Below are 25,097 nucleotides of genomic sequence, written 5' to 3'. Positions count from 1 at the left end.
CCCGGTACGGTTCCCCGGACGCCTGGTCAGGCGTCCGGGGGCGTGGCGTCGAGGTGGGCCCGGATGGTCACGACGTCGATCCCGTTCTCGTCCATCCGGTCGATGCCCATCGAGGCCAGCAGGGTCAGGGCGTGGGCCCAGTGGCGGCGCGCGTGGGCCTGGTGGCCGAGCGCGGCGTGGGCGTGGGCGAGGCCGTCGTGGACGCGTGCCTGGTCGCTGGGCTGGCCGAGCTCGATGGCCAGGTCGAGAGCCCGGCGGTGGCTGTCGATCGCCTGCTCGTCGTGGCCGGTGTCGTGCTGGAGGCGGCCGAGGCCGTACACGGCCTCGAACTGCCAGTTGCGGTTGCCGATCTCACGGGCGAGGCCGGCGACGCTCGCATAAAGCTCGCGGGCCCGCTCGTGCCGCCCCTGGAGGCGGGCCAGGTGGGCCAGGGCGTTGAGGCTGTTGAGCTCGCCGGTGCGGTGGCCGGTGGCGCGGGCGAGGCTCAGGACCTGGTCGAAGTACTCGGTGGCCGCCCCGAACCCGCCCCGCGCCAGGTGGATGTAGCCGACGCCGGTCAGTGCCCGCAGCTCGCTGGTGTGGTGGCCGACCTCCTGGGCGAGGGCGAGCGCCTGGGAGAGGTACCTGAGCCCGTCGTCGTGGCGTCCCCACAGCCGGTAGGTGTTGCCGGCGCCGGTCAGCGCCTCCAGTTCGCCGGTACGGTGCCCGATCCCGCGGGCGACCTCCAGCGCCTGGGCGAAGTGGCCGGCGGCCTGGCTGAGCCTGGCCGAGCTGAGGTGGATGTCGCCGAGGTTGTTCAGCGCCCGGAGCCGGCCCGCGTGGTGTCCGATGGCGCAGGCCAGGTCCAGGGCGAGCGTGGTGTCGGCGACGGCGGTGTCGTACCGGCTCTGCGCGTGGCGGATCTCTCCCAGCCCGAGGAGCGCCTCCATCTCCCCGGTGCGGTCGGAGACCGCGAGCGCGGCGGTCAGCGCGCGGGTGAGCAGGGCCTCGGCCTCGGCGTAGCGGCCGCGGGTGCGCAGGCACTGGTGCAGGGTGCCCGACAGGTGCCGGATGTGGCTGGGGAAGCCGTGCTCGGCCGCGTACCTGGCGAGAGCGAGCAGGTTGGCCAGCTCCGCCTCCAGCCAGGCGGTGGCCGCCGCCTCACTGGGGAGGGGAATGGTGTCGGTGGCGGGGTGCGGACGTAGGTCGGCCTCGTACGGGTAGAGGCGGTCCATCGCCGCCGAGGCGGCCTGGCCGTAGTGGTCCAGCAGCCGGGTCAGGGCGGCTCGCCGGTCGGGTTCCGGTTCCTCGGCGGCGGCTGTCTCGGCGGCGTGGGCGCGGACCAGGTCGTGGAAGCGGTAGCGTCCGGGCACCCGTTCCTGCAGCAGGTTGAGCTCCAGCAGCCGCTCCAGCAGCGTCATGGTGTCCGAGCCGGCGGCGAGCGTCGCGGCGGCGGCCTCGAAGCCGATGTCGGCGCCGGGGTGCAGCCCGAGCAGCCGGTAGGCGCGCCGTTCTGCGGGGGTGAGCTCCCGGTAGGACAGGACGAGCGCGGCGGCGACGCTACGTTGTCCGGACTGCAGCTCGCCCAGCCGTCGCTCGTGCGCCGTCAGCCGTTCGAGCAGGTCGCTCACGCTCCAGACGGGATGCGCCTTCAGCCGGGCCGCGGCGAGCTGGATCGCCAGCGGCAGCAGGCCGCAGCGCCGTACGACCTCGGCCACCGCCTCCGGCGGGGCGTCCACGAGCCGCTCCCGGCCGGCCGTGCCGGTGAACAACGCGATCGCCTCCGCCTCCGGCAGGACGTCCACCGTCACCGTGCGGGCCTCGTCCAGCCCGGTGAGCCGCCGGCGGCTCGTGATGAGCACCAGGCAGTCTCCCGCGCCGGGTAACAGGGGCCGCACCTGATCCTCGCCGGCGGCGTTGTCCAGTACGAGGAGCATCCTCCGTCCCGCCAGCACGCTGCGATACAGGGCCGCGCGGTCCTCGGCGTGCTGCGGGATCGACTCCCCGGGGAGGCCCAGCAGGCCCAGCACGCGGGCGAGCGTGTCGGCGGGGTCGGCGGGGGTCATGCCGCGGCTGAAGCCGTTCAGGTCGAGGAACAGGTCGCCGTCGGGGAAGCCGGGCGCGAGCCGGTGGGCGGCGTGGACGGCCAGCGCGGTCTTGCCGACCCCCGCCATGCCGTCGATGGCGACGATCCTCGCTCCGGCGCCGGGATGGTCGAGCGCGGCCATCTCCCGCTCCCGCCCGACGAACGCCCCCACGTCGGCGGGAAGCTGGCGCGGCGTCGTCCGTGACGGGACCGGGCTCGGGGACCTCGTCAGGATCGACGTCTCCGACGGGTCCAGGTCCAGCGCCTCGCTGATCAGCCGGATCGACGCCGGGCGCGGCCGGCGCAGCTGGCCAGACTCCAGCCGGCGGACGGTGCGGACGTTGAGGCCGGTTCGCTCCGCGAGCTGCTCCTGGGTCAGCAGCGCCCGTTCCCGCCAGGCGCGCAGCAACGCGCCCAGCGCCTGGTCCTCGCCTGCCCCGGCGGCCGCCGCCCCGCGTGCGTCCTGGTCGAGCGCGGTCATGAGCCGGCCCCACAAGCGTTCTGGCAGGGCATGCCCGGCGGTCAGGCTCCGCAGCTCGGCGACCAGGTCCGCGCCCTCGCCCAGTTGGAGGCCGAGCTCGACGCGGCGTTCGAGGGCCTGGAGGCGCTGCTCGGCGAGGGGCTGGACGTCGAGCCGGTGCAGCGTGCCGGACTCCACGTCCGAGCACGCCGGGCCGCGCCACAGAGCGAGCGCTTCGCGCAGGAGCCGCCTCTCCAGCACGGGTGTCGCCGCCAGGGCGGCCTCCTGGGTCAGGCGCTGGAAGTCGAGTAGATCGAGCTCGCCGCGGCCGACACGGGCGACGTAACCGCCCGGCACCGTCATGATCACCTCGCTCAGGTCCAGGGACCGCCGCAGGCGCGCGACGTTGACCTGCAGGGCCCGGCGCGGGTTCGGCGGAGGGTCGCCGTCCCACAGCCGTTCGGCGAGGTGTCGCGGCAGCACGACCTGGTTGGGGCGCAGCAGGAGGGCCGCGAGCAGGGTGCGGACCTTTCCTCCGGGGACGGAGATGTGCCTCCCGTCACGCGCCACGGTCACCGGGCCGAGGACCGAGAAACGTCGAGCGGTCACCGCGCCTCCCACGATGCGCCAATCGAGTCCGTTCCCGCTCAGGCTAGTGCCGCCGGATTCGCCGTTCTCGCGGCGGCGCGCGACGGACGGCTGCGCCAGGACGCCCCGGCGAGGGGCGCGTGCGAGCTCCCCCGTGGCGTGGGCGACTTCACCGGCCGGACCCGGGAACTGCGCACGCTGCGCGACCTGGCGATCCGCGCCGCAGACCACGACACCACGATCGAATCGGACGCGGGGACCGCTGTCGTGGCCGCGATCTCCGGCACCGCGGGGAACGGCAAGACAGCCCTGGCCGTACGGGCCGCCGGGCAACTGGCGGACCTGTTCCCCGACGGCCGCTTCCACCTGGACCTGCGCGGCATGGACCCGGTCCCGCTCGACCCGGGGACCGCGCTGTCGCGGCTGCTCACCGCGCTGGGCGTGGCCGAGCAGCGCATCCCCGCCGGCGAGGAGGACCGCGCGGGCCACTATCGGGCCCTGCTGCGCGGACGGCGGTGCCTGATCATCCTGGACAACGCGGCGTACGAGAGCCAGGTGCGCTCGCTGTTGCCGTCCGCCGGTCCCGTGATGGTCCTGATCACCAGCCGCCGGCCGCTGGCCGGTCTGGAAGGCGTGCGCCGGATCCCCCTCGCGCACCTAGCCACCGAGGAGGCGGCCGAGCTGCTGCGCGGCATCGTCGGGGCCGAACGGGCCCAGGCCGACCCGGACGGGGTTGCGCGGGTGGCGAGCCTGTGCGAGAACCTGCCGCTGGCGCTGCGCATCGCCGGCAACCGGCTGCAGGCCCGACCGAGCCCCTTCCCGCCCGTCAGTGGAGCGATCTTCCACTGTTTCCGACATATTACGATTCGGTATCGCCGACTGTGGGCGGTCTTGACGTCCCCCGTACGGGGCGCGACAGTCATGCCACATCGTTGAACCGGTTCGCCTACCCAGGGAACGCAGGATGCGTCGGCGTGAAGCAGGCCGGCCCATCTCCAGGAAGAAGGCGACGTCGGGTCAATGATGCCAAGGGACCAGTGCAACATGTCGTCGAACCGGTTCGACAATCAGGAGGTGATGGTGGCGACGATCGGAGACGTGGCCCGGGAGGCTGGGGTGAGCCGCAGCACGGCGTCGTACGCGCTGTCGGGCAAGCGGCCCATCTCACAGGAGGTGCGCCGGCGCGTGCTGGCGGCCGCCGAGGCGCTGGCGTACACGCCGAACGCAGGCGCCCGCGCGCTCGCCACCGCCCAGACCAAGGTCCTCGGTCTGCTCGCCCAGTTCCACGAAGACGAGTTCGCGCCCGCGATGTTGCAGTACATCCTGGGCGTCACCAATACCGCTCGGGACGTGGGCTATGACACGCTGCTGGTCACCGAGGCCGACGGGGTCCGGGCGCTGCGCCGCGTCACCGACTCGCGGATGGTGGACGGCGTGGTGCTCCTGAACATCGCCCAGGACGACCCCCGCCTGCCCATCCTGCGGGCCGCCCCGCAGCCCGGCGCACTGGTGGGCCTGCCCGGCGACTGCTCCGGCCTGGACGTGTTCGACCTGGACTTCGAGGAGGCCGGCCGGGCCATGGTCGATCACCTGCACCGGCTCGGCCACCGCGAGCTCATCCTCATCTCACAGCCTGAGCACGTGGTGGAGCGGGGCGGCGCGTACGTCTGGCGCCTGCGCGACGCCGCACTCGAACGTGCCCGCCAGCGCGGCATCACCCTGCACGCCGTGTACGGCGAGTCCCGGCAACCGGCCGTGGGGCGCCTGCTCAACCAGTTCCTCGACGCCCACCCCGAAGCCACCGGCCTGCTGATCAACAACGAGGCGGCCGCGGCGGCGCTGCCCTCCGTCACCCACGCGCGAGGGCTGCGAGTACCTGAGGACCTGTCGGTCATCGGGCGCTACTCCCCCGAGTTCGCCGCGACCTTCTCCCTGCCCTACTCCCATATCGACAGTGCACCCGACCGCCTGGGCGCCATGGCGGTGCGCCAACTCGTGCGCCGCGTGGAGTCCCAGGCGGCCCGCGAGGAGCCGTTCGTCGTGCGCTTCATCTCCCCCGAGCTGGTCTCACTCGGCAGCACCGCACCCCCGCTTCCCCGCTGACCTCGGGGAAGACAGCCCACACCGTTCCACTGCGCTCATTGTTAGCGCTAACACTGGAGAGATCGGATGAACCGTACGTCCGCGAGGGCCGCCATGATCGGCACCGCCGTTCTGGCTCTGGCCGCCTGCGCATCCACGCCGCCTCAGAGCGGCGCCACGCCCGCCGAGGCGAGCGGCGGCGGCGCGTACACCTGGTGGGACCCGTACCCGCAGCACGATGCGAGCTCCGCGTGGGCCGGGCGGGTGAGCACCTGCGGGCAACAGGCCGGCGTCACCATCAAGCGCACCGCCTACGACACCACCGCGCTGACCAACCAGGCCCTTCTCGCGGGCCAGGAGGGCAACGCGCCCGACGTCATCCTCCTCGACAACCCGGCCGTCTCGACCCTGGCGGACGCCGGCATGCTGACCGCCATGTCGGATTTCGGCCTTGAGGTGAACCGGTTCGACAAGAACCTCATCGCCGCCGGCGAGCTGAACGGCAAGACCTACGGCATCCCCATCGGCGCCAACACCCTCGCGCTGTACTACAACAAGAAGATCCTCGACGACGCCGGCGTCGATCCCTCCTCGATCAAGGACTGGGCGTCGCTGAACGCGGCGCTGAAGAAGGTCAAGGCCGCCGGCAAGAAGCCGATCACGTTCGCCGCCATCGGCACCGAGGAGGGCTCCTTCCAGTTCCTGCCCTGGTTCTGGGGCGCCGGCGCCCAGCTCACGCAGCTCGACTCGCCACAGGCGATCGAGGCCCTGCAACTGTGGAGCTCCTGGCTCAAGGACGGCCTCGCGCCGAACTCCGTGATCAGCAACTCGCAGAACACGGCCTGGGAGGAGTTCCTGACCGGCGAGTTCGCCTTCGCCGAGAACGGCACCTGGCAGATCAACAGCGCCGCCGAGGCGAACTTCCCGACCGGTATCGTGCAGATCCCCGGCAAGGACGGCGGGACCGCCGCCACGCCCACGGGCGGCGAGTTCATCACAGTCCCGGTCCAGAAGGACACCAAGCGCTACGACGTCACCAAGAAGATCCTCGAGTGCATGACCACGCCCGAGGGCCTGGTCGAGACCGGCACCACGTTCGCCTACTACATCCCCTCCACCGCCGACGGACAGCAGGCCATCCTCGCCAAGGAGCCGAGCCTGAAGCCGTGGGTGGCGGCCGTCCAGTCCGCCAAGGGCCGTACCAGCGACAACCTCGGCACCAAGTACCCGAAGATCTCCGAGGCCCTCTGGACCGGCGTGCAGAAGGCGCTGAGCGGCGCGGCGAGCCCGGCTGACGCGCTCAAGGACGCCCAGGCCCAGCAGGCCACCGGCGACTGATCGGACACCCCATGGCTTCGATTCGCACGGCCGGAGCGCTCGCGCACCCCGCGCACCGGGCGGCGCGGCGGCCTCTCCGGTGGACGACGCTGGCCTTCCTCGCGCCGCTGATCGTCTACCTGCTGCTGTTCTACGCCTATCCGCTCTACCGCAACATCGAGCTCAGCCTCCACGACTACACGCCCCGCGCTTTCATCCAGGGCAATCCCGAGTTCACCGGCCTGGACAACTACCTCAAGATCCTCTCCGACGGCGCGTTCCTGCGCGCGCTGGGCAACACGGCGCTGTTCACCCTGGGCTCCATCGCCGTGCAGTACGCGCTCGGCCTGGCTCTGGCGGTCTTCTTCCACCGCGGCTTCCGGCTGTCGGCGGTGCTGCGCGCGATGTTCCTGGTGCCGTGGCTGCTGCCGCTGATCGTGTCCGCCTCGACCTGGTCGTGGATGCTCAACAGCGAGAACGGGATCGTCAACGCGGCCCTGCAGGCGTTCGGGATCGGCCAGATCAACTGGCTGACCTCGCCGGACACCTCGCTGCTGGCGGTCACGATCGCCAACATCTGGCTCGGCATCCCGTTCAACCTGGTCATCCTGTACGCGGGGCTGCAGAACATCCCCGCCACCCTGTACGAGGCCGCCGGGCTCGACGGGGCGAACGGGTGGCAGCAGTTCTGGCGCATCACGTTCCCGCTGCTGCGCCCGGTGTCGGCGATCACGCTGCTGCTCGGCCTGATCTACACGCTCAAGGTCGTCGACATCATCTGGATCATGACCAGGGGCGGGCCGGCCGACGCCTCAACGACGCTCGCGATCTGGTCGTACCGCGAGGCGTTCGGCACCGGGCAGCCCGACTTCTCCCCCGCGGCGGCGGTCGGCAACCTGCTCATCCTCATCGCCTTCGCCGCCGGGCTGGTGCACGTGCGGCTGCGGAAGGAGACCCCATGAGAGCGTGGAAGACGGCCGCGGGCGTCGTCCTGGTGGCGGTGATGCTCTTCCCGGTCTACTGGATGGTCAACGTCTCGCTCACGCGGACGAGCGACATGCGGGCCGACCCGCCGCACTGGTTCCCATGGAACCCCACGTTCGAGGGGTACGCGGCGGCCTTCGGCCAGCAGCTCCCCGCCCTGGCCACCAGCCTGTTCATCGGCCTGGGCACGGTCGTGCTCACGCTGGCGGTGTCGCTGCCGGCCGGTTACGCGCTGGCCAAGCTCCGCCCACGCGGCGGGCGGGCGATCGACTTCCTGCTGCTGGTCGCCCAGATGATCCCCGCGGTCGTCATGGCCATGGGCTTCTACGCGATCTACATCAGGCTGGGCCTGCTCAACACCGTCCCAGGGCTCATCGTGGCCGACTCGACGCTCGCCGTGCCGTTCGGGGTGCTGCTGTTCCGCGCGTTCATGGCGGGCATCCCCGGCGAGCTGCTGTCGGCCGCGCAGATGGACGGGGCGACGACGTGGCGGACGTTCCGCTCGATCATCCTGCCGCTGAGCCGCAACTCGGTGATCACCGTGTCGCTGTTCACGTTCCTGTGGGCATGGTCGGACTTCATCTTCGCCTCCACGCTCAACCGCAACAGCGACGTCATCCCCATCACGCTCGGCATCTTCCGCTACATCGGCAACAACACCACGCAATGGAATTCGATCATGGCGACCGCCGTGATCGCGTCCATCCCTGCGGCCTTCCTGCTGATCCTCGCGCAGCGCTACATCGCCGCCGGGGTCACCGCGGGCGCGGTAAAGGACTGACAAGAGAGGTTTCGCCCTATGAGCAGCCCCGTGCTGCCCTCCCACGGCCGCCTACGCCCGCTCGGGCTCCCCCAGGTCCGCCTCACCGGCGGCTTCTGGCACGAGCGGCAGGTCGTGAACGCCTCGGCCACGCTCGCCCACTGCGAGTCGTGGATGGAGCGCCTCGGCTGGCTGGCCAACTTCGACCGGGTCGCCGACGGCACCACCGGGCCCGACCGGCCCGGCTGGCCGTTCTCCGACTCCGAGGTCTACAAACTGCTCGAGGCCCTGGCCTGGGAGGCCGCGCGGACCGGCGACCCGGAGGCCGAGGCGGCGATCAAGCGGCTCACCGCCCGCGTCGCCCGGGCCCAGGACCCCGACGGCTACGTGAACACCTGTTTCGGCCATGGTGACCAGACGCCGCGCTACAGCGATCTCGAAGGCGGGCACGAGCTGTACAACACCGGCCACCTGCTGCAGGCCGCCGTCGCCCGGCTGCGCACGCACGGCGAGGACGACCTGGTACGGCTCGCGCGCCGGGCCGCCGACCATGTCTGCCGCGTCTTCGGCCCGGACGGGCGGGCGGGCATCTGCGGCCACCCGCAGATCGAGCTCGGCCTGGCCGAGTTCGGCCGCGCTCTCGGTGAGGAGCGCTACGTCGAGCAGGCCCGCCTGTTCCTCGACCGGCGCGGCCACGGGACGCTGCGCGACATCCCGCTCGGCCGCGCCTACTTCCAGGACGACCTCCCCATCCGCGAGGCCGACGTGTGGCGCGGCCACGCCGTCCGGGCCCTGTACCTGTCCGCGGCGGCCGTGGACGTGGCGGTCGAGCTCGGCGACGACGAACTGCTGCACGCGGTGGAACGGCAGTGGGAGCGCTCGGTCGCGCGGCGCACGTACATCACCGGCGGCATGGGCTCGCGCCACCAGGACGAGGGCTTCGGCGAGGACTGGGAACTGCCGCCGGACCGTGCCTACTGCGAGACCTGCGCCGGGGTCGCCTCGATCATGGTGTCCTGGCGGCTCCTGCTGGCCACCGGCGAGGTGCGCTACGCCGACCTGATCGAGCGCACGCTCTACAACGTCGTCGCCGCCTCGCCGAGCCCCGACGGCCGGGCCTTCTTCTACGCCAACCCCCTGCACCAGCGCACACCGGGCAAACCCGCCGACCCGGAGGAGGTGAGCCCGCGCGCCGAGGGCGGCACCCGGGCCGCCTGGTTCGACGTCTCCTGCTGCCCGACCAATGTCGCCCGCACCCTGGCCGGCCTGCACGGTTACCTCGCCACCAGCGACGACGACGGCCTCCAGCTCCACCAGTACGCCCCTTGCTCGATCAGCGCCGAGCTGCCGGGCGGCCGGCGGGCCGGCCTGCGGGTCGAGACCGGCTACCCGCGGACAGGGACCGTCAGGGTACGGATCACCGCCGACGCCGACGCACCCTGGACACTCGCCCTGCGCGTCCCCGCCTGGGCCGCCGGAGCCACCCTGACCGACGAGGGACGCACCCGGGAGGTCGCCCCGGGCGTGGCCGAGCTGCGGCGGGCCTTCCGCGCGGGTGACCTCATCACGCTCGATCTGCCGGTGGAGCCCCGCTTCACCTGGCCCGACCCGCGCATCGACGCGGTACGCGGCTGCGTCGCCGTCGAGCGCGGCCCCGAGGTGCTCTGCGCCGAATCGCACGACCTGCCCGGCCCCGCCGCGCTCGACGCCCTCGTGATCGACACCCACGCCGGGCTCAAGGCAGGTGACGACGCCGCTTTCGCCCGCGCCCTGCTTCCCTCGCATCCCGGCAGCGCCTGGCCCTATTCCACCCGTCCGGCGGCTCCGGAGAGCGACGCCGGATGGATCGACCTCCCGCTGCGGCCTTACCACTCCTGGGCTCAGCGGGGCCCGGCGGGCATGCGCGTCTGGCTGCCCGCCGCCACCCCCACCCCTGAAGGAGAGTGACATGCGTCCACGCGTCAGAGCACTGTTGTTAGCGCTCACAACCGCCACCGCCTCCATCGGCGTCGCCGCGACCCCCGCCCGAGCGGCCGGCGCCACCCTGACCGTCAACGTCGCCCAGCCGTTCCGCCCCGTCACGCACGCCGCCTCCGGCGGCCTGTACGGGCTGGCGGAGAACTCCCGCCCGGCCGACTCCACGCTGCTGCCGATCAAGGTCAACTCGCTGACGCAGCCCGCCCCCGGCGTCGGCCAGCGACCCAACGGCCAGCCGCCCGGCGGCGACTCGCTGCTGATCGCCCCGCAGGCCGACCGCGTCGGGGCCGGCCAGTTCATCCGGATGCCCGACATCTACCCCGACTTCCCCTACCGGTGGGTGAGCTGGAACGACTGGCTGGCCAAGGTCGACACCATGGTGCGGGCGCGACTCAACGCCACCACCGTCACCAACGTCCTCGGCTGGGAGCTCTGGAACGAGCCCGACTTCACCTGGAACACCGCCGCCGCGGGCAACTTCAACGACGGCTGGGTGCGTACGTACCGGGCCGTGCGCGCCCTCGACCCGCAGACGCCGATCGTCGGCCCGAGCACGGCCGTCTACAGCCGCTCCTGGATGCAGGCGTTCCTGACCCGCGCCCGCGACACCGGCACGCTGCCCGACATCATCTGCTGGCACGAGCTGCAGAACCCGGCCAGGGTCGCCGCCGACCTGGCCGACTACCGCAACCTGGAGGCGTCGCTGGGCATCAGCCCGCGCCGCATCGCGATCAACGAGTACGCCGCTCCCGCCGAGGTGGACGTGCCCGGCCGGGTGGCCAGTTACGTCGCCAAGTTCGAGCGCGGCGGCGTCGAGTCCGCGCACCGCGCCTTCTGGTACGAGTACGGCACCATGAACGGCCTGGTCACCGGCGGCAACCAGCCGACCGGCACGTGGTGGCTGTACAAGTGGTACGGCGACATGGCCGGCAACATGGTCGCCACGACGCCCGGCGGGCAGACCGGACTCGACGGATTCGCCTCCTACGACCCCTCCCGCAGGATCGTCAACGTGGTCTTCGGCGACGAGGCGGGCACCAACACCATCGACCTGACCGGCCTGCAAGCGCTCGGCTCCAGCGTCCGCGTCACCCTGCTGTCCACCCCCTCCAGTGGCCGCTTCACCGCCGTGGCCGCCCCCACCACCGTCTCCACCACCACCCACGCCGTCTCGGGCGGCCGGCTCACCGTTTCCGTGCCGAACATGGTCGCCACCAGCGCCTATCAGCTCATCGTCGAGCCGGCCTCCGGCGTGCCCTCCTACCAGCAGCGCTACGAGGCCGAGAACGCCTCCGTCTTCCGCGCCCAGCGGCTGACCTCGGCCGGCGCGTCGGCGGGCGGTTACGTCGGCCGCATCGACAACTCCGGCACCCCGCGAACCGACAGCTACGTCGACTTCGTCGTCAACGTGCCCTCGGCCCGCGCGTACACGATGACCATCGGCTACGCCAACGGCACCGGCGCCACCGCCACCCAGGGTCTGGCCTACAACGGCGGCGCCTGGAGCACGGTCAGCTACCCACCGACCGCCGGCTGGGGCCAGTTCGGCGCCACGGTCAGCACCACCGTCAACCTCCGCGCCGGATACAACGTGATCCGGCTGGCCAAGGGCTCGCCGTACTTCGCGGGCGGCACCGGATACGCCGAACTGGACTACATCCACCTCACCTGATCTCGAAGGGACGCTCGGCTCCATGACTGTCGCCGCCTCAGGCCCGATGTTCTCCCCATGGGAGATCCCGTTCAGCTACCACGGATCGTGGTTCGGCTTCTCGCCCGTGGTGGCGGAGGGGACCTACGCGGAGGAGGTGCATCTGGTCTCGCACCAGAGCGGCATGCACGCGGTCATGAAGCTGATCCCCGAGACCGCCGCCGCGATCACGGCCACCCCGCACCGGCTCACCTGGCAGGACGGCGAGCGTCTGATAGACCTCGCCTACGAGAGCGTGGACACGGTGCGGGTGCGAGGCCGCGGCCTCGGGCTGCGCCTGCTGGCCGCGGACCCGGTCCTGACGCCGTTCAGCGGGCCGTACTTCTACCAGGACCCCGTGGACGGCTCGTACGTCTTCACCCTCTACCAGACCGGTCGCCGCTACCGGATCACCCTTCTCGGCGGGCGGGCCGAGCACCTGGGCGCGCAGGTGCTCGGCGCCGCCGAGCGGGGAATCCGCCTGAGCGGCGAGTGGGAGATCGCCGTCGAGGAGTACGAGACCGCCCGCGCTCCCTACGCCGCCCAGGACTCTTTCGATCAGGTGGTCAAGGCGGCGCGGGCGGAGTTCGAGGCGTTCGCGGAGGCGGTCGCGCCGTGGCGCGGCAACCGGACGCCCGCCGCCGAACTGGCTGCCTACGTGTTGTGGTCGGCCACCGTGCGCCCGGCCGGTTTCGTCGCCCGCCCGGCGGTGCTGATGTCGAAGCACTGGATGGACAAGGTGTGGAGCTGGGACCACTGCTTCAACGCCATCGCCCTGGCCGCGGGCCTGCCCGGCCTGGCCTGGGACCAGTATCGCCTCCCCTTCGACCACCAGGACGCCTCCGGAGCTCTGCCCGACTCCATCGCACACTCCGAAGTCCTCTACAACTTCGTCAAACCGCCTGTCCACGGCTGGGCCCTGCGGCATCTTCCCGCTGCACCGGACGACGTATACCCGCTGCTGGAACGCTGGACCACCTTCTGGCTCACCGCCCGCCGCGTCCCCGGCCACGAGCTGCCGCACTACCAGCACGGCAACGACAGCGGCTGGGACAACGCCACCACCTTCGACACCGAACGCGTCGTGCAGAGCGCCGACCTGGCCGCCTTCCTCATCCTCCAGCTGCGCGAACTGGCTCGCCTGGCCCCCGACCAGGACGCCTCCGGCCGGTGGAGCGCGCAGGCCGACCGGATGCGCGACGCCCTGCTCGCCGAGCTGTGGGACGGTGAACGGTTCGTCGCCCGTGGCGTGCTGTCGGGACGTTCCTGGTCCAGCTCAAGCCTGCTCGACCTCATGCCGATCGTGCTGGGGAAGGAGCTGCCGCGTCCCGTCCGCGCGGCGCTGGCCGCCGGGATCGAGCGGCATCTGACCGCGTTCGGGCTCGCGACCGAGTCGCCGGACTCGCCGCACTACCTGGACGACGGCTACTGGCGCGGTCCCATCTGGGCGCCTTCGACCGTACTGATCGAGGACGGGCTGCGCCGCGCCGGGTATACGGACCTGGCCGACGAGATCAGCAGCCGCTTCCGCGCGCTGTGTGAGATGGCGGGGTTCGCCGAGAACTTCGACGCCCGCACCGGCCAGGGCCTGCGCGATCGTGCCTACACCTGGACGGCCGCCGCCTATCTCCACCTGGCCGCCGCCCACGTGAGGCGAACCTCGTCCTCGGCTCGTGCGCGACGCGGGCGCCGCAGCTCGCCGTGAGCGTGCTGTGAAGCCGGCGGCAAGCCGGCGGAGTGGCGCATGACGACGTCCGCTGGGCGCCGCGGCCGCCTCATACGACGGCGACGGCGTCGATCTCGACGAGGAACCCCGGGCCCAGGCCGGCCACCACGTGGACGGGTGATCGCCGGCGGCGGGTCGGCCCGGTTCCACACCTCCTGGAAGGCGGCCACGCCCTCGTCGAACGCGTGCCCATCGACCACGGCGATGCGTCAGTGCACGATGCTCGCCAGGCTCGCTCCCTCGCTCTCCAGGATGGCCGCGAGGTTGCGCAGCACCTGCCATCAGGTGCGGCGGCGGCTCCATGAACTCATCGCGGATGGCGGCGGTGCGGTCGGTCAGCGTCATCAGCTCGGTCAGCGGGTCCATGCGGGTCATCCCGCCCGACACCGGCCGGTGCTCGTCGGCGCCCAGAGCGGGGCGGCCGTCGGCGGCCGCGTGCGCCAGCGCCCACCGGTCGAGGTGGGCGGCGGTCTCCTCCGGCCGGGCGGTGCCGGCGGGCATCCGTGAGCCCACGCGCGTCTCCAGGCCGGACACGCCATAGATCTCTTCGATGACCAGAGGGCGGCGTACCACCTGCTCCCACTCCTCGACGGCCTGGCGGAAGTGGGCGTCCGCCGACTGCTTGGTGATGTCCAGGGCGGGCCGATGTCCTCCCACTCGACCACCTCACAGGGCCGGCCGGGGTAGACCGCGACGAACCCGGCGGCGAAGTCGGCCAGCTCGCGGGCGGTGGCGGCCAGCGCGAGCTTGGCGAGGGAGTCCTCGGTGAACGGGCCGTCGTCAGATCCTCGTCCTGCCTGCTTGATACGAGCCATCAGCCGACGAAGCGGCGGCGGGCGAACTCGAGTGGCCGATGACCTCCGACACTGGCCCACGGCATGCGGCCCGATGACTGCCACAGGCGAACGTGACTGCGGCGACGCTGATGTGCGGCCCGTACCACCGAGCCCTGAGGAAGAGCGTTGTCAGCAGGACGGATTTCCCTGGACCTCGTCCAGGGGAATGGCGATGTGCGTTAGCACTGCTCGAAGTGAGCGGCGAGCTCACCTGCGCCGGCCATGATCCCCTCGGGATCGCAGGTTCGGTATCCGGGCGAGCAGGTCGTTCAGTTCCTCTGCCGTGCTCATGAGCAGGTGGCCGTCGCGGGTGGCCTGAAGGGGTTCCAGGACGAAGACAGCCCGGGTGGATTCCTCGGTGACGCGGGTGCGGTGCGCGCAGGCCGCCGAACCTGGAGCCGGCGATGCCGGTGGAGGAGTTGGAGCGCGAGGAAGCCCTGGCCGTCGGTGGGCCGCGAACCGTACCTGTGAAGTTCTGACTCCTACAACCTCGTCTCCGTACGGCACGAGCTGCCCGCCGGCGCCTTCGACCTGGACCAGATCACCGGGGACGTCGTCATCCACGGCACCGAGCCCCTCACCCCACTCGGCGAACCCGGCACCAGCGGCGTCCTGACCCGTCACCGGAACGCAGCACACCAAGCACGGCCTGGAACTCGGTGCGGGCCAGCGCCTGATCCAGGCAGGAGTGGGCGCCGGGAGCCGAAGGCCAGGTGCGGGTTCAGGCTGCAATGTGGTCATGGACCAGGCCAGAGGACTCCATTGGGGCGGTCCCGCCCATGCATCGCTCGGCAGTAATGATAAAAAGAGGACCTATTGACAGGACATACGGTCCTAAGGACACTTCTGGCAGCTTCCAGTGTGAACAGCGTGTGAATGACCCCCGCTCACCTGTCGCGAGGAGACCAAGAATGTTCAGAGCGAAGCGTCTGCACCTGCTCTCCTTAGGCGCAGCCACCGTCCTGGTGCTCGCCGCGTGCGGCTCCGGCGGGCCGGAGACGACCGCTGCACGGGAAGGCGGCAAGCTCGTCGTCTACGGCGCCCTGCACGAGAGCGAGACCGCCCGGCTGCTCAAGGCCTTCGAGGAGCACAGCGGCATCAAGACCGAGTTCGTCCGGCTGAGCGCCGGCGAGATCGTCGCCCGGGTGCAGGCCGAGAAGGCCAAACCCACCGGCGACGTCATTCTCGGCGGCCCGAGCGAGAACCACCAGGCACTCGCCCTGTCCGGGCTGCTCCAGCCGTACCAATCCTCCTCTGCCAAGGACTATGACAAGCGCTTCTACGACCCGGCCCACCACTGGCACGGCTTCTACGTGGGAGCGCTCGGCCTGGCGGTCAACACCGAACGCTGGAAGGAGGAGATGGGCGGGCGCCCGGTGCCCAAGACCTGGGACGAACTGCTCGACCCGGCGCTGAAGGACAAGCTGGTCATCGCCCGTCCCGCCTCCTCCGGCACCGCCTACAACTTCGTCGCCACCCAGATCTTCCGCCTCGGCGAGGAACGGGCGTGGGAGTTCATCAAGAAGTTCGACACCACCGTCGCCCACTACACCGACAGCGGCGCGGCGCCCGCCCGGATGGCAGGGGCGGGCGAGTATCCCCTCGCGGTCGCGTTCGGCCATGACATCCTCAAGCCCATCGAGGCGGGATACCCGCTGGAGCTGGTCTATCCGCAGGCCACGGGCTTCGAGGTGGGAGCGGTCTCGATCGTCAAGGGCGGCCCGAACGCCGAACCGGCCAAGAGGTTCGTCGACTGGATGCTCGGTCGCGAGGCCAATCAGCTCCACACAGACCTGAGCAAGCGCACGGCCATCCGCAAGGACGTGGCCGTGCCCGCCGGGGCGGTATCACTCGACCAGCTCAACCTGGTCGACTTCGACGTGCAGTGGGCCGCGCAGAACCGCGACAAGGTGCTGCGCACGTGGACCGAGCAAGTCGGCGGGTGACGGGGTGAGCCTGCTTTCGGACCAGGTACGGCCGGCCCCGCCCGGTCGCGCCGGCCGATGGGTTCAGCGGCTGCGCCGCGAGCCCGTCACACTGGTGATGACCCTGGTCATCGCGGGCACACTGGTGGTCTTCGTCCTGTGGCCGGCGGTCAACGTCTTCCTGCGGCCGGAATCGGAGCACTGGGCCCGATTCCTGGGCAGTGCCCGCCTGTGGCAGGTCGCCGCGAACACCGGCCTGATGACTCTGCTGTCCACCGTCTCGGCGACCGTGCTGGGCTTCCTGTTCGCCTACGCGCTCAGCCGTCCGGACATCCCGGGCAAGGCGTTCTTCCGGGTGATGTCGGTGCTGCCGCTGGTCTCCCCGCCCTTCGTCATCGGCCTGTCGCTGATCCTGTTGTTCGGCCGGCGCGGGCTGGTGACGCACGAGCTCCTGGGGCTGAACCTCGACGTCTACGGCCTGCCGGGACTGTGGGCGGTGCAGACCATCGCGTACTACCCGGTGGCCGTGCTCGCGCTGAGCGGCGTGCTGCGGCGGCAGAGCCCCGCACTGGAGTGGGCGGGTCGCGATCTGGGCCGCAACTGGTGGGGCATCTTCCGCACCGTCACGCTGCCGCTGGCCGTCCCCGGCCTGGCCAGCGCCGGGCTGCTGGTCGGCATGTACGTCCTGGCCGACTTCGGGAACCCGATGCTGGTCGCCGGTTCCTACCGGGTCCTCGCGGTCGAGGCCTACCAGCAGGTGGTCGGCGTGTTCGACCCGGGCATGGCCGCTGTGCTCTGCGTCGCCCTGCTGGTGCCGACCGGATTGTTCTTCTGGTTCCAGCGCGTCTGGCTGGAGCGCCGATCGTACGTCACCGTGACGGGCAAGGAGAGCACGCTCGATCCGGTACCGACGCCCGCACCGGTGCGCTGGACGCTGTTCGGCGTGCTCAGTGCGGTGTCGGCCTTCATGCTGCTGACCTACGCCTCGGTCTTCGCCGGCGCGCTGACCAAGACCTGGGGCGTGAACTGGAGTGTGACGCTGGAGCATTTCGAGTACACGGTGCTGCGGGCGGGGGACCTGGCCAACAGCACGCTCTACGCGGTGATCGCGGGCTTCTGCTGCGCGGTGCTCGCCGTACTCGCCGCGTTCTTCATCCAACGCCGGCCCCTGATCGGGCGAAGCGCGATGGACATGCTCGCCGTCCTGCCCGGCGCGCTCCCGGGAACCATGATCGGCATCGCCTGGCTGATCACCTTCCACACCGGGCCCATCGCGATCACCGGGACCGCGCTGATCGTCGTGCTGATGATGATCGTACGGTCGCTGCCCGTCGGCTACCGCAGCGGCGTATCGGCTCTGCAACAGATCGGCCCGTCCCTGGACGAGAGCGCGCAGGATCTCGGAGCGGGCTCACTGCGGACGTTCGGCACCGTGATGTTGCCGCTGATGCGGACGGCGTTCACCGCCGCCTTCATCTACGCGTTCGTCAAGTCCATCAACACCCTCAGCGCGGTCATCTTCCTCGTCTCGCCAGGGACGCAACTCGCCTCCGTCTCGATCATGGGACTGGCCGAGCACGGCTACTGGGGCGAGGCCACCGCGCTGGCCGCCGGGCTGATGCTGGTGACGTTCGCGGCGCTGGCGCTCTTCCGCCTCCTCACCGGGGGCCGGGTCAAGCTGTTCGAGTTGTGAGGAGCCTCCTCGTGGGACCTGACGCATACGTGGCGCTGCATGGGCTGATCAAGAGGTATGGCGACGACCACGCCGTCCGTGACCTGCATCTGGAGATGGCCGAAGGCGAGTTCGTCTGCCTGCTCGGACCGAGCGGCTGCGGTAAGACGACGACACTGCGCATGATCGCGGGCTTCGTCGAGCCCGATGGCGGGTCGGTGGCCATCGACGGCCGCGAGTTGTCCGGCGTGCCCCCGCACCGGCGGCCCACCTCGATCGTGTTCCAGGACTACGCCCTGTTCCCGCACATGACCGTGCGCAGGAACATCGGGTACGGCTTGCGCGCGCAGCGGGTGCCCGCCGAGCAGGCCCGGCGCCGGATCGAGGCGATGCTGGAGCTGCTGGCCCTGGAGCAGCTCGGAGATCGGTATCCCAACCAGCTCTCCGGCGGACAGCAGCAGCGGGTCGCGCTGGCGCGCAGCCTCGTCACCGAGCCCAAGGTGCTGCTGATGGACGAGCCGCTGTCCAACCTCGACGCCAAGATGCGCATCCGGCTCCGCACCGAACTGCGGCAGCTCCACAAGCGTCTCGGGCTCACCACCGTCTACGTCACGCACGACCAGGAGGAGGCGCTCTCCATGGCCGACCGGGTGGCGGTGATGGACCGCGGGGAACTGCAGCAGTACGCGACGCCGGACAAGCTCTACCACCAGCCGGTGAATCGGTTCGTCGCCGACTTCATCGGGCTCAACAACCTCCTGCCGGCCCGCTGCGAGAGCATCGGGGGCGATGATCTGCTACTCGTGCTGGACGACGGCCAGCTCGTGACGGCGGACGCCCGGGAACAGACCCACCTGCCCAAACCGGGTGACCGGGTCCTGCTGTCGATGCGGCCGGAGAACCTCAAACGCCTGCCTCCGGCCGGTCCCGGCCAGCGGGGCGATCCGGCTGAGCGCCGAAACCGCATCAGCGGGAAGGTCATCGGGCAGCAGTTCCTCGGCGCGCTGTCCCGCACCCTCGTGCGCGTGGCCGACCGGGACGTCTTCGTCGACGAGTACGAGACCTCCGGGCGAGGCTTGGCGAACAAGATCACCCTGTCGGTCCAGCCTTCCAGGATCCGGGTGTTCCCAGGGTCCTGAGCAGCTACGGCTGCGCCGCCCACGCCATAGCGGATAAGCACGTAGCCTCGTAGGCGGTGATCGTGCTTCCTGCCCACCGATGGCCAGCTGTGACGCTGGCCGAGAGATGGGGGCAGAAGGAGCTTCCCATCCCGTCCCGGCGCTGATCGATTGGCTTGCTCGAGCTGGTAACGAGCCTCTGACGATGATCTAGCCGCTGGCGGGGCTGGGGTGGCGGGCGGCTTCCTCATCTGGTGGGCGTGGAAGGACGCGGTGCTGAAGGCGGCCGGGGACGGCCTGGGCGTGGAGCTCACCGCGGTGGAGGTGAGCGGGCCGTCCGAGGAGCCGCGGGTACTCCGCTTGCCGCCCGGGGTGGGCGATCCGGCCTCTTACAGCATGCGCGCTCGACGTCGGCCCGGCCGCTCGCGCTGCCCTCGCCGTCCGGGGTTCACTGAGGTACGGTGACCGTCCGCGACGGGTCGGCCCTGCTCATCCCCCGCTGAGCGGAGGTTCGTCCAGAGCGCGCAGGTGGTGGGCGGCCCGGGTCAGGTCGTGGGCGGCCACCGCGCAGGCGGTGAGGTGGGCGTCGATGCTGGCGCTCAGCCAGGGCGGGGCGGCCTCGCCCAGGTCGGCGAGGATGCGGCGCAGGCGTGCGGTACAGGCGGCCAGCGCACGGGCCTGCTCCTCCAGGCGGTCTGCCGAACTCATGGCGAGGCCTCCTCAGGTGATCGGCACGGGCGCCCCGGCGCTGCGGAGCGTCTGGTGCGCGGGGGTGGACAGGCACAGCAGCGGGCGGGCGCCGTGGAGGCCGAGGTCGGTCAGCAGCCTGGCGAGCGGGTGCCCGGTGGCGGCGACGGCTAGACGGGCCCCCGGCGCGGGATGCAGGCGGGTACGGCCTCGGACCTGGATCGTCGAACGCAGCACGGTGCCGTGGCGGTAGCCGTACAGCACGTGATCAGGGGCGGGGACGGGCAGGCCGGGTCCGAGTGGGCCGCGCAGGACGACCGGGCCGGTCTCGGTCCGCAGTGGGAAGGCGTGCGGCTCGTACCCCCAGAGGTCGGGGGCGGCGGCGGCGAGCTCGGGCGAGCTGGTGAGGCCGCCGAGGAGGCAGGTGCCGGAGCGGCGGCGGCCGGGCGGCCGCAGCAGGTCGAACCAGACGCCCCAGCGGCGAGGCCGCCACGGGTCGTGGACGAGCAGCCCGGCGATCAGCTCCCGGTACGGCCCGGCGCTGCTGTCGTGGTGGTCGGTGAAGCAGAGGCTGACCACCGCGCGGGCCCCGGCCGAGGCGGGAGAGCCGAGCCGGACGCCGGAACCGAGGCCCCGCCAACTGAGCCGGACCGCGGGACCGAGACCCCGCCAGCCCAGCCGGACGGCCGGACCGAGGCCCCGCGTGGCCAGGAGTTCGGCGGCGACCGCGGGCTCGGCGGCGAAGTAGGCGGTCACGGAGCTGCCCCCGGAGCAGGTGATCGGCAGGTCCAGGCCGTGCCGCCGGTAGGTCGGGACGGTGAGGAACGGGTGGCCGGGCGGCGCCGGCGGGTCGTCGTAGAGCCGGTACAGCCGGGATTCGGTGACCGGCCCGCGGTAGAGGGTGAGCGCGGCGTCGATGCGGGCCCGTGCCTCGGGCAGGTCGTCGGTCAGGTTGGCCAGGTAGCGGCCGATGCTGTGGCAGATCGGGAACAGGTGGCTGGGGTCGCGGTAGTCGACCACGTACCAGTCGGGGTGCAGCTCGAAGCAGGTGCCGCTGCCCTGGCCGTCCAGCGTGGGGATGATGTCGTGCTGGTTGGTGACGCTCGCGATCCAGGTGCGCGGGTCGGCGGGCCGTTTGAAGTCGATCGGCGAGCCGACCGCGACGGCGTGCGTGACGCGGTAGCGGGCGCAGAAGGCGGGGTCCTGGACCAGGTTCATGATCGCCGAGCCGCCGGTGCTGTGCCCGATCAGCGCCAGCTCGGCCCCCTCCGGCAGCCCGAGGTCGTGCACGGCCTTGGCGACAGCCCTGCTGTAGGGGCTGGAGGCGAGCACCGAGCTGCTGAAGGCGCCGAGCAGGTCCTGCGGCGAGTCGTTGTCCACCCGGCCGAGCCGCATGCCCGGGGCCTGCACGACGTGCCGGGTCACGCCGTCCGGGCCGGTGACGGCCTGGATCAGGACCCGGCCGGTGGTGCCGATGGTGGCGATGTTGGTGAGGAACGCGAGCAGCGAGCCGTGCTCCTGGAACCGCTCCCCCACTTTCGGTGCCGTACGGCGAGCCGCCCCTCGCCCGCGGTCGAGGGCGGCGACGAGGCGGTTGCTGAGGCCGGTGATCGGGTCGGCGGTGGCGTACCCCTGGCCGGTGGCGATCAGCCAGGCGGCCCGGTCGTTGAGCGGGTTCTCGTCGAGGAGCGCCTTGAGCGCGAGGACCTCGCCGAAGACCGGCGCCAGGTCGCTGAGCGCCCGCACCGCGCCCCGGTCCTTCACCAGCGCGCGCATCGCCCGGAGCGAGGCGAGGTCTCGGTCGGCGGCCACGGCGTCGATCAGCCGGCGTAGCAGGGGGTCGTCGGCCAGTTCGGGGTGGAGCCGGGCGACCGCGGTGATGCGGAGCCGGAGCGAGGTGGCCAGGACCAGGACGGCCAGGCTCTCCCCGCCCAGCAGCCCGCCCAGCCGGGCGGTGACGGCGCCCAGCCCGCCGCCGGTGATCGCGAACCCCAGGCCCCTGCGGTTGGTCAGCGCCCGCAGGAGGGCCCGCTGCGCCCGCCAGCTCCGCACCGGCGCGCGTGCCGTACCGCGGGTGGCGCTCGCGAGCGCGCGGGTGGCTTCGGCCGCGGCCTCGTGGATCGCCACCCCCACCTCGGCCAGCTCCCGCGCCGCCCCCCGCAACGACCCCGCCTCCCCCTCGCCCGTCTCCAGGTCGGACCCGTCCGACCTGGTCATCGCGGGCCTCGGCGGCTCATGCTGACGAAGCGGGGCCGCGGATCCTCCGGCGTGTTGCGGTGCACCAGGTCCGACAGGCTCCGGGTGCTCGCGATGACCTCCATCCCGGCCGGCGAGAAGGTCTCGGCGGTGAACACCCGCGGCGCGATCAACGGATTGGTCAGCGCCTGCGAGAACGCGTCAATCGCGATGATCTTGGTCAGCAGCGGCGGCAGGATGGCCTCCGGCGAGCCGGGCTCCTCCGCGAACAACCCCACGTAGAGATCGAGGTCGTCCACGCTCCGATAGAGCTCCCGCAACGCCCCGCGCACCCGCGCATCCCCCGTGACCCCCTCGAACCCGCGCACCCGGCGCAACCGGCAGTGCGCCCGGTAGTCGTTGTAGGACGCCAGCCGCAACGCCCGCGAGTCGGCGATGCTGGCGACGTCCACCGGCACCAGCGACGGGTCGGTGTTGAACAGCCCGATCCGCCCCGCCCGCTGCCGGGAGGCCTCCTCGAAGGCCTGCCCCAGCCCGGCGGCCGGCAGCAGGTGCCCGGCGACCAGGGTGTCGCCCAGCGGCAGCTCCCGCCCGCCGACCACGAGCGTGCCGGGGATCAGGCTGTGCCAGCGGTAGACCAGGTTGAACTCCACCGACGCCCAGTTCTCCCGCTGCCAGGGCGCGTGCGCCAGCCGCCGGGTGAGCGCCGGGTCGAGGGTGAAGCGGAAGTGGTAGGGCGTGATGTGGTTGATGTACTCCTCGGCCACCAGCTTGATGACCAGCACGATGAGGATGTTGCGCGCGGTCTGGAAGAGCCGCTCGTCGTCCCAGCGCGGGTAGCGCTCGGCCAGCAGCCGCGCGACCCGGTTGTGCTCGCGCAGGAACAGCACGGTGAGCATGGTGAAGCCGACCTGGATGTTGCCCCGGTCACTGCCGAGCGCGAACAGCCCGGCCCGCCGCTCCTCGTCGAGCTCCTCGAACCGCAGCACCCGCAGCGCCTCGAACTCCGGCTTGATCCGGCCGTTCTCGCACAGAAAGGGCGGGAACTCGCCGCCGTCGAGGACCTGGCTCTTGAGCCGGCCGCCCTCGAAGGTGCGCAGGGCCGCGGTGACGGTGTCGTCGAGGCCGTACAGGGTGTTCAGGTCGATGTGGTGGTTGGAGGTGGTGCGGCGCGGGTCCCTTGGGAGGTTGACGTCGCCGCGCAGGAAGCCGTCGGTGAACCACTGCGCGAAGTAGGCGAACAGCACCGTCGAGCGCGGGCACAGGATCGGCTCGCCGTCCCGGACGAACAGCGTGCCGGCCTGCTCGGGGGTCGGGCGGCCGGCGCTTTCCGGGGCGGGCGGCAGGTGGCGGCCGCTGTAGGTGCGGTCGGTCAGCGACGTCCAGGAGGTGTAGGCGGCCATCGTGCTCAGCGGCTCCGGCCTGGCCGGCATCTCGCGGACGGCGTGGTCGATCAGCGTGGCGTTGAGGCGGCGCTGGACCGGCTCGATGCGCTGGGCGAGATCCCACAGCGGGCGGCCGTGCGTCAGCGCCAGGAACCTCAGCCGGTTGACCGCCCCGTCGGTCGCGATGCTCCTGGCCTTCATCGGCAGACCTCCCTGCGGTCGAAGCGGCTCCTGATCCTCATCGGCGGGCCTCCTGGCGGTCGTAGGTGAGCGTGAAGCGGTCGGGGAAGACCGCGCCGACCCGGACCACGTCCCCTTCGGGAGCGGGCAGGCGGCTCAGCCCCGGCCGCAGCACCATCCGCCGCACCACCTCGCAGATGACCGCCCCCGCCGGGTGCACGCCCAGGCAGGAGTGGTGGCCGAGGCCGAAGAACAACCGCAGGTGCTCGGGCCGATCGAGGCGGAACTCCTCAGGATCCGGTACGGCATGCGCATCGAACATCGCCGACGCGGGCGCGGCCAGCACGAAGGTGCCCGCCTTGATCACCGTCTCCCGCGAGGTGCCCGCGGCCAGCAGATGGTCGCGCTCGCACAGCCGCGGCAGCAGCTTGAAGAAGGGGCTGAACCGCAGCGCCTCCCACACGTAGGGGTCGAACCGCTCCGGCTCGCCCGCCGCCTCGGCCGCCGCGGCGAGCGCCTCGGGGTGCTCGAAGAGCTGCTCCAGCGCCTCGGCCATCGCCCCGGGTCCGCTCTCCACCCAGCCGAGCGGCAGCCCCGCCATGTTGATCATCAGCCGCTGCTCGTCCAGCCCGAGCTCGGCGGGCAGGCTGGTCCGCAGCAGCCGGGACAGGATGTCCCGCTCGCCGTCGGCCAGGGCGTTCCGCCGCTCGGCGAGCAGTCCCGCCAGGTAGGCCATCAGCTCCGCGCCCGCCCGTTCCGAGGCCGCCCGCACCGCCGGGTCGCCGTGGTAGTTGGCGAACCCGTCGAGGATGATCGCCCTGGTCCAGCCGCCGAGCGTCTCGGGGGTCGGCCCCGGCAGGCCGAAGTAGTCGGCGCAGATCCGCAGCGCGACGTGCCGGAACACCTCCTGCACCGCCTCGACCCGGACCCGCGGCTCGGCGCCGCTCCTGGCCTCGGCCGCGTCCAGGGCCTCCTCGGCCAGCCGCCCGGCGAGCTCCCGTACCGCCGTCGCGTCCTCCGGGACGAGCAGCGCCCGCATCAGCCCCTTCTCCCGCCAGTTCATCGGCGTGGCGTCCCTGGCCAGCATGAACGCCCCGCCCAGCGCCGCGTCGAGCCGGGGCGCGAAGGCCCGGACGCTGAACACCCGCTCCAGCGACAGCACCTCGGCCACGTCGGCGTAGCGCGTCACCACGGTGAAGGCCGGCGTGGCGAAGATCGGCCGCTCCGTGCGCAGTTCGGCGAAGAAGGCCCGCCAGTCGGTGCGCATCCAGCCCTGGACCATGGCCAGCGCGCGCAGCGGGTCGTCGCGTACGGCTTCGCCGTACCGTTCGAGGAAGGTCTTGCCAGCAGTCATCGGCCGTCATGCCCCTCTGATCTGGATCAATGACATTCTGTAGCCGACCCGGCGACTGCCGTATGTAGTGTTATGACTCCGCAGAGTTAGGCAAC

General features: G+C 71.6%; 17 protein-coding genes. 12 read left to right on the top strand and 5 right to left on the bottom strand.

Annotated elements, in window-relative coordinates:
• Positions 1-26 precede the first annotated feature (26 nt).
• Positions 27-3,134, bottom strand: coding sequence for a tetratricopeptide repeat protein (locus AB0I67_RS40910; protein ID WP_357935933.1), 3,108 nt, complete (start codon positions 3,132-3,134; stop codon positions 27-29).
• A 138-nt stretch (positions 3,135-3,272) separates the two neighbouring features.
• On the opposite strand from AB0I67_RS40910, the gene AB0I67_RS40905 reads away from it, so the two are divergent.
• The 12 genes from AB0I67_RS40905 (at position 3,273) to AB0I67_RS40850 (ending at position 19,221) form a co-directional block, all read left to right on the top strand.
• Positions 3,273-4,049, top strand: coding sequence for an NB-ARC domain-containing protein (locus tag AB0I67_RS40905; protein ID WP_357935931.1), 777 nt, complete (start codon positions 3,273-3,275; stop codon positions 4,047-4,049).
• Between the two features lie 84 nt (positions 4,050-4,133).
• Positions 4,134-5,216, top strand: a complete 1,083-nt coding sequence (locus AB0I67_RS40900; protein WP_357935928.1) for a LacI family DNA-binding transcriptional regulator — start codon at positions 4,134-4,136, stop codon at positions 5,214-5,216.
• Positions 5,217-5,282: 66 nt separating this feature from the next.
• Positions 5,283-6,533 (top strand): extracellular solute-binding protein, encoded by a 1,251-nt coding sequence (locus tag AB0I67_RS40895; RefSeq protein ID WP_357935925.1) that lies wholly within the window; start codon positions 5,283-5,285, stop codon positions 6,531-6,533.
• A gap of 11 nt (positions 6,534-6,544) precedes the next feature.
• Positions 6,545-7,474 carry a sugar ABC transporter permease gene (locus AB0I67_RS40890; RefSeq protein ID WP_357935922.1) on the top strand — a complete coding sequence of 310 codons (930 nt, stop codon included), beginning with the start codon at positions 6,545-6,547 and terminating at the stop codon, positions 7,472-7,474.
• The gene (locus AB0I67_RS40885; RefSeq protein ID WP_357935919.1) at positions 7,471-8,277 is read left to right on the top strand and encodes a carbohydrate ABC transporter permease; all 807 of its coding nucleotides are present in this window, start codon (positions 7,471-7,473) and stop codon (positions 8,275-8,277) included. Before AB0I67_RS40890 ends, AB0I67_RS40885 begins: the two co-directional genes overlap by 4 nt.
• 18 nt (positions 8,278-8,295) lie before the next feature.
• The gene (locus AB0I67_RS40880; RefSeq protein WP_357935916.1) at positions 8,296-10,203 is read left to right on the top strand and encodes a beta-L-arabinofuranosidase domain-containing protein; all 1,908 of its coding nucleotides are present in this window, start codon (positions 8,296-8,298) and stop codon (positions 10,201-10,203) included.
• A 1-nt stretch (position 10,204) separates the two neighbouring features.
• Positions 10,205-11,905 (top strand): CBM35 domain-containing protein, encoded by a 1,701-nt coding sequence (locus AB0I67_RS40875; RefSeq protein ID WP_357935913.1) that lies wholly within the window; start codon positions 10,205-10,207, stop codon positions 11,903-11,905.
• A gap of 22 nt (positions 11,906-11,927) precedes the next feature.
• Entirely contained in the window at positions 11,928-13,628 is a 1,701-nt protein-coding gene (locus AB0I67_RS40870) for a hypothetical protein (protein ID WP_357935910.1), read from the top strand.
• Positions 13,629-13,950: 322 nt separating this feature from the next.
• Complete coding sequence (locus tag AB0I67_RS40865; protein ID WP_357935907.1) at positions 13,951-14,190, top strand: hypothetical protein; 240 nt, start codon at positions 13,951-13,953, stop codon at positions 14,188-14,190.
• Positions 14,191-15,396: 1,206 nt separating this feature from the next.
• A complete protein-coding gene (locus tag AB0I67_RS40860; protein ID WP_357935905.1) occupies positions 15,397-16,431 on the top strand; it encodes an ABC transporter substrate-binding protein in 1,035 nt (344 codons plus the stop codon).
• A 4-nt stretch (positions 16,432-16,435) separates the two neighbouring features.
• Positions 16,436-18,103 (top strand): iron ABC transporter permease, encoded by a 1,668-nt coding sequence (locus AB0I67_RS40855; RefSeq protein ID WP_357935902.1) that lies wholly within the window; start codon positions 16,436-16,438, stop codon positions 18,101-18,103.
• Between the two features lie 11 nt (positions 18,104-18,114).
• Complete coding sequence (locus AB0I67_RS40850; protein WP_357935899.1) at positions 18,115-19,221, top strand: ABC transporter ATP-binding protein; 1,107 nt, start codon at positions 18,115-18,117, stop codon at positions 19,219-19,221.
• Between the two features lie 468 nt (positions 19,222-19,689).
• Here AB0I67_RS40850 and AB0I67_RS40845 read toward each other — a convergent pair whose 3' ends face one another.
• Genes AB0I67_RS40845 through AB0I67_RS40830 form a run of 4 tightly spaced genes read right to left on the bottom strand, consistent with a single transcriptional unit; the run spans position 19,690 to position 25,002 of the window.
• Positions 19,690-19,908: a hypothetical protein gene (locus AB0I67_RS40845; protein WP_357935896.1), complete on the bottom strand. Its 219-nt coding sequence runs from the start codon at positions 19,906-19,908 to the stop codon at positions 19,690-19,692.
• A gap of 12 nt (positions 19,909-19,920) precedes the next feature.
• Complete coding sequence (locus AB0I67_RS40840) at positions 19,921-22,104, bottom strand: hypothetical protein (RefSeq protein ID WP_357935894.1); 2,184 nt, start codon at positions 22,102-22,104, stop codon at positions 19,921-19,923.
• On the bottom strand, positions 22,101-23,669 hold the full coding sequence (locus tag AB0I67_RS40835; protein WP_357935890.1) for a peroxidase family protein: 1,569 nt from the start codon (positions 23,667-23,669) through the stop codon (positions 22,101-22,103). Before AB0I67_RS40835 ends, AB0I67_RS40840 begins: the two co-directional genes overlap by 4 nt.
• A 37-nt stretch (positions 23,670-23,706) precedes the next feature.
• Complete coding sequence (locus tag AB0I67_RS40830; protein WP_357935887.1) at positions 23,707-25,002, bottom strand: cytochrome P450; 1,296 nt, start codon at positions 25,000-25,002, stop codon at positions 23,707-23,709.
• Between the last annotated feature and the right edge of the window lie 95 nt (positions 25,003-25,097).

This window comes from Nonomuraea sp. NPDC050310, assembly GCF_040655795.1.
Lineage (GTDB): Bacteria > Actinomycetota > Actinomycetes > Streptosporangiales > Streptosporangiaceae > Nonomuraea.
Note: the sequence above shows the minus strand (reverse complement) of the source record. Positions and strands in the feature narration are given on the sequence as shown.